Source organism: Saccharomonospora halophila 8, assembly GCF_000383775.1.
Classification (GTDB): Bacteria; Actinomycetota; Actinomycetes; order Mycobacteriales; family Pseudonocardiaceae; genus Saccharomonospora; species Saccharomonospora halophila.
In genome coordinates this window covers 8,603-17,551 of record NZ_KB912562.1, presented here as the reverse complement: position 1 = coordinate 17,551, position 8,949 = coordinate 8,603, and the positions used below count along the sequence as shown (strand labels likewise).

General features: G+C 72.5%; 7 protein-coding genes and 2 pseudogenes. 1 reads left to right on the top strand and 8 read right to left on the bottom strand.

Features of this window, described 5'->3' with window-relative positions; genetic code table 11:
- Together SACHA_RS22095 and SACHA_RS0113670 are read right to left on the bottom strand one after the other, a co-directional pair.
- Nucleotides 1-354: VOC family protein (locus SACHA_RS22095; protein WP_039739062.1), on the bottom strand; the 354-nt coding region annotated here is incomplete at its 3' end.
- A gap of 116 nt (nt 355-470) precedes the next feature.
- Complete coding sequence (locus SACHA_RS0113670) at nt 471-1,868, bottom strand: NAD(P)H-quinone dehydrogenase (protein WP_028663168.1); 1,398 nt, start codon at nt 1,866-1,868, stop codon at nt 471-473.
- 97 nt (nt 1,869-1,965) lie between these two features.
- On the opposite strand from SACHA_RS0113670, the gene SACHA_RS0113665 reads away from it, so the two are divergent.
- Nucleotides 1,966-2,418 carry a gamma-glutamylcyclotransferase gene (locus tag SACHA_RS0113665; protein WP_007024271.1) on the top strand — a complete coding sequence of 151 codons (453 nt, stop codon included), beginning with the start codon at nt 1,966-1,968 and terminating at the stop codon, nt 2,416-2,418.
- A 28-nt stretch (nt 2,419-2,446) separates the two neighbouring features.
- Here the strand turns inward: SACHA_RS0113665 and SACHA_RS22090 are convergent, their stop codons facing one another.
- The 6 genes and pseudogenes from SACHA_RS22090 to SACHA_RS0113635 all read right to left on the bottom strand — a co-directional run.
- Entirely contained in the window at nt 2,447-3,193 is a 747-nt protein-coding gene (locus SACHA_RS22090) for an endonuclease domain-containing protein (RefSeq protein ID WP_019810699.1), read from the bottom strand.
- A 355-nt stretch (nt 3,194-3,548) separates the two neighbouring features.
- A complete protein-coding gene (locus SACHA_RS22085; RefSeq protein WP_019810698.1) occupies nt 3,549-4,733 on the bottom strand; it encodes a M20 family metallopeptidase in 1,185 nt (394 codons plus the stop codon).
- 371 nt (nt 4,734-5,104) lie between these two features.
- Entirely contained in the window at nt 5,105-5,437 is a 333-nt protein-coding gene (locus SACHA_RS0113650; protein ID WP_157601695.1) for a hypothetical protein, read from the bottom strand.
- A 60-nt stretch (nt 5,438-5,497) separates the two neighbouring features.
- Nucleotides 5,498-6,500 (bottom strand): annotated as a pseudogene (gene meaB / locus SACHA_RS22080) (methylmalonyl Co-A mutase-associated GTPase MeaB).
- Between the two features lie 2 nt (nt 6,501-6,502).
- Nucleotides 6,503-8,680, bottom strand: coding sequence for a methylmalonyl-CoA mutase (scpA, locus tag SACHA_RS0113640; protein WP_019810693.1), 2,178 nt, complete (start codon nt 8,678-8,680; stop codon nt 6,503-6,505).
- Nucleotides 8,677-8,949, bottom strand: a pseudogene (locus SACHA_RS0113635) (methylmalonyl-CoA mutase); the annotation flags it as partial. The gene scpA and the pseudogene SACHA_RS0113635, both read right to left, overlap by 4 nt.

Here is an 8,949-nt window from a genome sequence, read left to right as displayed (position 1 = left end):
ACCCGCCGGGTCGGCGGCCACCGCCATCCGCCCGTGCGCCATCACGTCGACCGGCGGCACCAGCAGGCTGCCACCCGCGTCGGTGACCGCCGCGGCCGTCCGGTCCAGGTCCGAGGTGGCGAGGTAGGTCGTCCACACCGCCGGGGCGTCCTCCTCGGCGGAGCTCCCACCCAGCCCGGCGACGGCACGATTGTCGACCGAGCACATGAGGTAGTTGTTCGCCTCGTCGCCCTGATCGGTGAACTGCCACCCGAGCAGGGCGCCGTAGAAGTCCATCGCCATCCGCGGGTCGGGCACCATCAGGTCGACCCAGCACGGGGTGCCGTCGGGCCAGGGTGTGTCACGCAGTGTCATCGTCAGCGCTCCAGTGTTCGCCCGGATGTCGTCACATCCAGCATGAGCGGCGACACACCCACCCGCAACGTCACCACCACCCGGGTGGGATGCCCCCACGGAGCCCCCGCGCGGGGTCAGTCCAGATCGTCGTGCCGCATGAGCTGCCGGCCGGCCTCGGTGATCGAGCCGGACAGCGACGGGTAGACGGAGAACGTGAGCGCGAGGTTGTCCACGGTGAGCTGGTTCTGCACCGCGAGCGCGATCGGCAGGATCAGCTCGCTCGCGGTCGGTGCGACCACCACACCGCCCACGACGACGCCGGTCGCCGGCCGGCAGAACAGCTTCACGAACCCGTGCCGCAGACCCTCCATCTTCGCCCGGGGGTTGGTGGACAACGGCAGCATGATCGTGCGGGCGGGGACCTCACCCGAGTCGACGGCCTGCTGACTCACGCCCACCGTCGCGATCTCGGGGTGGGTGAAGACATTCGCCGCCACCGTGCGCAGCCGGATCGGGGTGACCCCTTCCCCGAGCGCGTGCCACATCGCGGTCCGGCCCTGCATGCTCGCGACCGAGGCCAGCATCATCGTCCCGGTACAGTCCCCCGCGGCGTAGACGCCGGGAGCGGTGGTGCGGGAGACCCGGTCCACGCTGATGAAGCCACCGGGCCCGGGCTCGATTCCCACCCGGTCGAGCCCGATGTCGTCGGTGTTCGGCACCGAGCCGACCGTCATCAGGGCGTGGCTGGCCTCGATCTCCCGGCCGTCGGTGAGGTGGATGCGGACCCCGTCGTCGGTGCGCTCGACCCGGTCGGCCCGGGCGTGCTTGACCACGGTGGTGCCGCGCTGGGAGAAGACCTCCTCCAGGACCGCGGCGGCGTCGGCGTCCTCGTGCGGCAGCACCCGGTCCCGGCTGGAGACGACGGTGACCTTGACACCCATCTCGGTGTAGGCCGAGGCGAACTCGGCACCGGTGACCCCGGAGCCGATCACGGCGAGATGCTCGGGCAGCTCCGGCAGGGTGTACAACTGGCGCCAGTCGAGGATGCGCTCGCCGTCGGGCACCGCACCGGGCAGCACCCTCGGCGTCGCCCCGGTGGCGACCAGCACCACGTCGGCGTCCAGCACTTCCTCGGTACCGTCCGCCGCGGTCACCCCGATGCGGTGCGTGGCGAGGCCGGGTTCCGCGTCGCGGAAGCGGGCCGCGCCGGCCACGATCCGCACACCCTCCCGCTGGACACGGGTGCGGACGTCGGCCGACTGGGCCAGCGCGAGGCCGCGCACCCGGCCGTGCACCGTGGGCAGGTCGATGTGCGGCTTGGCGACCTGGATGCCGAGCTCGGGAAAGCCGTGCAGTCCGGCGCGGGCGCCGGAGGAGGCGATGAAGGTTTTCGAGGGGACGCAGTCGTAGAGCACGCAGGCGCCGCCGAGGCCGTCCCGCTCCACCACGGTGACCTCGCCGCCGTGTTGCGCGGCGACCAGCGCCGCCTCGTACCCGGCCGGGCCGCCACCCATGATCACGATTCTGCTCAACTCGACTCCCTCCACGCGCCTGCTGCCCGTCCAACTCTAAGAGGCGACACGCGGACTGCGGCCTTTCGGGTGAGCCGGTGGTCGTTACCCTGGAGTCGTGCCACTGTATGCCGCGTACGGATCCAACATGGACCCCGCTCAGATGTCGGACCGCGCCCCGCACTCCCCGATGGCCGGCACCGGCTGGCTGGAGGGTTGGCGGCTCACCTTCGGTGGCGAGGACCTGAACTGGGAAGGTGCGCTGGCGACCATCGTCGAGGATCCCGGCTCCCGTGTCTTCGTCGTGCTGTACGACGTCACACAGTTGGATGAGTCACGGCTGGACCAGTGGGAAGGCGGTGAACTCGGCCTGCACACCAAGATCAGATTGAGGGTGCAGACCATGGACGGGTCGGTGCTGGCCTGGTTGTACGTCCTCGACGCCTACGAAGGCGGCCTCCCGTCGGCGCGCTACCTCGGCGTGCTGGCCGACGCCGCCGAGGCCGCGGGCGCCCCCGCCGACTACGTCGACGACCTCCGCACCCGCCCCTGCAAACGCATCGGCCCCTGACCCCACCCGGGCCCCGCGAGTCGCCACTTCAGGACCGCGAGTCGCCACGGCAGGACGGCGGGTCGCCGCCTCCGTTCCACAGCGGCATTCCGCGGCGACGGAGGAGCTCCCGGACTTCGCTGCGTAACCGTGCGGGTTCGACCAGGTCCCGCGCATCCGCACGCACGACGGTCCAGCCCCTCCTGCGCAGATCCTCGTCCCGGGCCGCGTCGGAGTCCCGACGCCCCTCGTGCCACCGGTACCCGTCGTACTCCACGGCGACCCGCGCCTCCCGCCACGCGAAGTCGAGCCGATAGAGCACGACACCGCGGTGGTCGAGGACCGGGACCTGCTGTTCGGGCACCGGCACTCCCCCGTCGACGAGAGTGAGGAGCACCTCGCTCTCGGCGGGCGACTCGGCCAGTCCCGACGCCAGGGTCAGCAGCTCGTGGGCCTGCCGACGTCCCCGTATATCGGGCCTGCGGTCGACACGCCCGGCCACCCGGGTGCGGAACGCCTCGCGCTCCTGCTCGGCCAGCAGCCGCAGCGTCGCGTCCGCACAGGCCAGCGCCTTGCCTCTGGGACTGCGGCAGAGCACCTCCGCCAACGCCGCCTGCCGGACGTGGACCCGGAGCCCCGCGACGGCGTCGACGTCCGCTCCGTCGACGGGGCCCTGGTGGGTGACAAGACCCGTGCGTCGGTAGGTCCGCCGTGTGTACGGCACGAGCAGGTGCACCGGTGCCGTGTCCGCGGCGGCGCATCCGTGCACGGCGAGGGCGCTCTGCCCGCTGAGCACCGCCGTGTCGCCGACGGTGAGCAGCGCCGCCGCCGCACGGGTATGGAACTCACCGACGCGGTGCGGGTCGACGACGACCGTGCGGGAGAAGCTCGACAGCCGGCCCGCGCGCAGCGCGGCGCGGAGTGCACTCGGTCCGACGAGCGCGGCCAGGTCGCTGCGGAGATGGGCGACCGTGCAGTCCGTGCGGTAGTGAGGTCATGTCCGCACTCTGCGCGAGCACGGTGTCCCCGGGTGGGCGTGACCCACAGGCCTGTGGACAACTCGCACCCCTGTGGACAGCGTCCGCGCGATCGGACCGTCCACTCACCGTCCCGGGTCGTCAACTCGCCGTTCTGGGGTGGCGACTCGCGGGTCAGGTGAGGGCGGTGAGGGCGGTGTGGGTGAGGGTGCGGACGCCGGCCAGGAGGGCGCGCTCGTCCAGGTCGAACGTCGGCTGGTGCAGGTCGTGCGTCGGGCCCTCACCGGACCACACCCCGAGGCGGGCGAACGCACCGGGCACGTGCTCCAGGTACCACCCGAAGTCCTCGCCGCCGGAGGACTGCTCCGTGCCCACCAGCGCGTCCGTCCCCAGGGCGGACTCGACGGCGGAGCGCAGCAGACCGGTGTTCTCCGGCTCGCTGACCACCGGGGGCACCCCGCGCCGGTAGTTCAGCTCGTGCCCGACGCCGGTCGGCGCGAGCAGCGCCTGCACCGACGACTCGACCAGCGGCTCCAGTTGGGTCCACGTCTCGTGGTCGGCCGTGCGCAGTGTGCCGCGCAGCAACCCCTCCTCCGGCACCGCGTTGGCGGCCTCCCCGGCGTGCACCGCACCCCACACCAGCACCGTGCCCGATCGCGGGTCCACGCGCCGGGAGAGCACCGACGGCAGGGAGGTGATGACCGTGCCGAGCGCGTGCACGAGGTCGGCGGTCAGGTGCGGACGCGAGGTGTGCCCGCCCGGTGAGCTCAGCCGCAGCTCCACCAGGTCGGCCGCCGAGGTGAGCGCCCCCACCCGCGTGCCGATCGTGCCCGCCCGCAGCCGCGGGTCGCAGTGCAAACCGAAGATCCGGTCGACGCCGTCGAGCACGCCCGCCTCGATGGCGTCCAGAGCCCCACCCGGCATGACCTCCTCGGCGGGCTGGAAGATCAGCCGCACCCGGCCGGGGAGTTCCGGCGCGCTCGCCAGCGCGAGCCCGGTGGCCAGCAGCACCGTCGTGTGCGCGTCGTGGCCGCAGGCGTGCGCCACACCGTCCACACGGGAGGCGAACGGCAGCCCCGTCGCCTCGGTCAGCGGGAGCGCGTCAAGGTCCGCCCGCAGTGCGACGCACGACGGGCCGTCGCCGATGTCGCAGACCACGCCGGTGCCGCCGGGCAACACCCACGGCTTCAGCCCGGCCGAGCGCAGCAGCGTCGTCACCAGCTCCGTGGTGCCGTACTCGCGGCGCGCCAGCTCGGGGTTGGTGTGGATGTGCCTGCGCCAGGCCACGACGTCGGAGGCGTACTCCGCCAGCCACCCGTCCAGCCAGTCGGGCCCCCGGCCCCGGCCGGGGTCGTCCACGACCGTGCCGACCCCGGCGGGGAGGTCGGTGTCGGACCCGGTGAGCAGCGCCCCCCGACGATCCCCCGGTCTCCCCGGACTCCACGGTCTCCACGGGATCGGAATCGGGATCGGGTTCCCCGGGTCGTTCGGGCCGCGAGTCGAGAACGGTCACGCCGCACCTCCGCACGTACCCAGCTGGGCGCTCACGGGCCATTCCGGCGTCCGCTGGTCGGTTCTCCATGGATAGGTCATTGCCGTACGCATCTGCTCTCAGTTTGACACCAACCAGAGTATGCGTAACCCGGATGTCCTAGCACAGAGACGGAAGGTCGCCCGTTTGCGCTAAACGGTGACGCTCGGTTCGGTGACGCTGAGCGGTGACCGACCGCTCACCCGCCGCTCTCCGATCGCTTCTTCCGGTACCACCGGCCCCACAGGACGATACCCAGCAGGATCGCCGCGGCCACGCCGACGACGAGCTTGTTGTCGTCCTCTCCGGCCTCCTCGCGGGTCGTGGAGTCGAGCTCGGGTCCGGGCGGCGGGCTCTCCCCGGTCTCGTCGGTCTGTGCCGCGGCCGGGAACCCGGCCGATTCCGCCGGTGCGGCGACGGCCTCCGGCGCGGAACCGACGGGGCCGACACCCACGGCGGCGGACACGGCGCCGGCGGACACGGTGAGGACGAACAGGGTGAGGACACTGAGCACAACGGCATACACACGCACGGCGAACAGTGTGCCCGGTGCGGGCGTGCCGCGTCAGTCCCCATCCACGGACCCGGTCCGTCAGGCCCCGTCCACGGACGGGGCGCCGAACGCCTCCAGGATCCGTTCGGCCGCCAGGGTCGGCGTGCTGCGGCCCTCGCGCACGTCCCGCTCGACCTCCTCCACGACCGCGCGCACGGACGTGTGCCCGGCGAGCCGGTCGAGCAGCTGCTCCCGCACCATCGACCAGGTCCAGTCCACCTGCTGCCGCCGGCGTTTGGCGGCCAGCTCCCCGGTAGCCGCCAGGGTTTCCCGGTGCCCGCCCAGCTGCTGCCACACGGTGTCCAGGCCGGTCCCGGTCAGCCCGCTGCACGTGAGTACGGGAGGTGTCCACTCGGCGTGCGGCCCGTAGAGCATCCGCAGTGCCCCGGACAGCTCCCGCGCGGCCCGGCGTGCCTCCCGCTCGTGCTCGCCGTCGGCCTTGTTCACCGCGATCACGTCGGCGAGCTCCAGCACACCCTTCTTGATCCCCTGCAGCTGGTCCCCCGTGCGGGCCAGGGTCAGGAACAGGAAGGAGTCGACCATGCCCGCCACGGTCACCTCGGACTGGCCGACGCCGACGGTCTCCACCAGCACGACGTCGTACCCGGCGGCCTCCATCAGCACGATGGTCTCCCGGGTGGCCCGGGCCACCCCGCCGAGCGTGCCGGAGGTCGGTGCGGGCCGGATGAACGCCGCCGGGTCGACGGCGAGCCGCGCCATCCGCGTCTTGTCGCCCAGGATGCTGCCGCCGGGTCCGGGTGGACGACGGGTCCACCGCCAGCACGGCCACCCGGTGCCCCTGCCCGGTCAGGGTCGTGCCGAGCTGGTCGATGAAGGTCGACTTACCGACCCCGGGAACGCCGGTGATGCCCACGCGGGCCGCGCCCCCGGAGTCCGGCAGCAGCGCGACCAGCAGGTCCTGCGCGGCCCGGCGGTGGTCCACACGCTGCGACTCGACGAGCGTGATCGCCCGCGCCAGGGTGCCGCGGTCGCCCGCCCGGACGCCCTCGGCCAGGGCGGCGACATCGGGAACGGATGCCATGCCTACGAGTGTCGTGCCTCGAGTCGGTCGAGCAGACCCAGGGCGGCCTCGGCGATCACGGTGCCCGGCCCGAACACCGCCACCGCGCCCGCCTCGTGCAGCGCGTCGTGGTCCTGGGGCGGGATCACCCCGCCGCACACGATCAGGATGTCCGGCCTGCCCAGCTCGGCGAGTTCCGCCCGCAGCGCGGGGACCAGGGACAGATGCCCCGCCGCCAGGGACGACACGCCCACGATGTGCACGTCGGACTCCACGGCCTGGCGCGCCACCTCGGCGGGGGTGGAGAACAGCGGGCCGACGTCGACGTCGAAACCGATGTCGGCGAACGCGGTCGAGATCACCTTCTGCCCGCGGTCGTGGCCGTCCTGGCCCATCTTGGCCACCAGGATGCGCGGCCTGCGGCCCTCGGCCCCGGCGAAGCGATCCACCCGCTCCCGGGCCGCCGTCACGTCCGGCGACTCGCCGACCTCCTCGCGGTACACACCGGAGAGCGTACGGATCTGTCCGGAGTGCCGCCCCCAGACCTTCTCCAGCGCCTCGGAGATCTCCCCGACGGTCGCCTTCGCCCGTGCGGCGTCGACGGCCAGCTCCAGCAGGTTGCCGTCCCCCTCGGCACCCGCGGTGAGCCTGCGCAGGGCCTCGGCGGTGGCCTCGGGATCCCGTTCGGCGCGCAGCCGGTCCAACTTCTCCAGCTGCTGCGCCCGGACCTCCTCGTTGTCGATCTTGAGCACGTCCAGGACGTCGTCGGACTCCTCCGCGCCGACGCGGTGGGTGTTCACGCCCACGACCGGCTGCCTGCCGGAGTCGATGCGCGCCTGGGTGCGGGCGGCGGCCTCCTCGATGCGCAGCTTCGGGATGCCCGCGTCGATGGCGGCGGCCATACCCCCCGCCGACTCGACCTCCTCCAGGTGCGCCCACGCCCGGTCGGCGAGGTCGTGGGTGAGCCGCTCGACGAACGCACTGCCGCCCCACGGGTCGACCACCCGGGTCGTGCCGGACTCCTGCTGCAGCAGCAGTTGGGTGTTGCGGGCGATCCGCGCGCTGGTGTCGGTGGGCAGGGCCAGCGCCTCGTCGAGGGCGTTGGTGTGCAGCGACTGGGTGTGCCCCTGGGTGGCGGCCATCGCCTCCACGCAGGTGCGCACCACGTTGTTGTAGACGTCCTGGGCGGTGAGCGACCAGCCGGAGGTCTGACTGTGCGTGCGCAGGCTCAGCGACTTGTCGTCGGCCGGTCCGAACCGCTTGACCAGCCTGGCCCACAGCAGGCGCGCCGCCCGCAGTTTGGCGACCTCGGTGAAGAAGTTCATCCCGATGCCGAAGAAGAACGACAGCCGCGGGGCGAACGCGTCGATGTCCAGCCCGGCGTCCAGCCCGGCGCGCAGGTACTCGACCCCGTCGGCCAGGGTGTAGGCCAGCTCCAGGTCGGCGGTGGCCCCGGCCTCCTGCATGTGGTAGCCGGAGATCGAGATCGAGTTGAACTTCGGCATCCGCCGCGAGGTGTAGGAGAAGATGTCGGAGATGATCCGCATCGACGGTTGCGGCGGGTAGATGTAGGTGTTGCGGACCATGAACTCCTTGAGGATGTCGTTCTGGATGGTCCCGGTGAGTTTCTCCGGCGGCACGCCCTGCTCCTCGGCGGCCACCACGTAGAGCGCCAGCACCGGCAGCACGGCGCCGTTCATCGTCATGGACACGCTCATCCGATCCAGCGGGATGCCGTCGAAGAGCTGGCGCATGTCGAGGATCGAGTCGATCGCCACCCCGGCCATCCCGACGTCGCCGGCGACCCGCGGGTGGTCGGAGTCGTAGCCGCGGTGGGTGGCCAGGTCGAACGCCACCGACAGGCCCTTCTGCCCCGCGGCGAGGTTGCGCCGGTAGAACGCGTTCGACTCGGCGGCCGTGGAGAACCCCGCGTACTGGCGGATCGTCCACGGCTGGTTCGTGTACATCGTCGGGTACGGCCCGCGCACGTACGGCGCGAGGCCGGGGTAGGTGTGCAGGTGGTCGACCCCGTCCAGGTCCTCGGCGGTGTAGAGCGGCCGGACGTCGATGCCCTCCGGGGTCCGGGTGGTCAGGGCGTCGACGTCCTTGCCGGTGCGGGCCCGCAGTGCCCCGGCCCACTCCCGCCGGTCGTGCGGCCGCGGCGTGCCGAGGTCGACGTCGGTGAAGTCGGGGATGCTCATCGGGCGACTCCGAGTGTGTCGAGGGTGCCGGACAGGACCGCGAGCGCGTCGCATCCGGTGTGGACGTAGCCGTCGACGTGGGCGTGGTCGGCGGGTTTCCCGGCCAGCAGGACCGTGGCCGCCCCGGCGTCGCGCAGGGCCGCGGCGAGGCGGTCGGCACGGTCCGCGTAGGCGGTGTCGGTGCCGCACAGGCACACCACGGTGGTACCGCTGTCCCGGAAGGCGGCCACGAGGGCGTCCGGGTCGGCGGTCTCGCCCGGATCCACGGG

Coding starts and splice junctions, on each gene's coding strand:
- scpA (WP_019810693.1), bottom strand. CDS start 8,680: ATGAGCATCCCCGACTTCACCGACGTCGACCTCGGCACGCCGCGGCCG.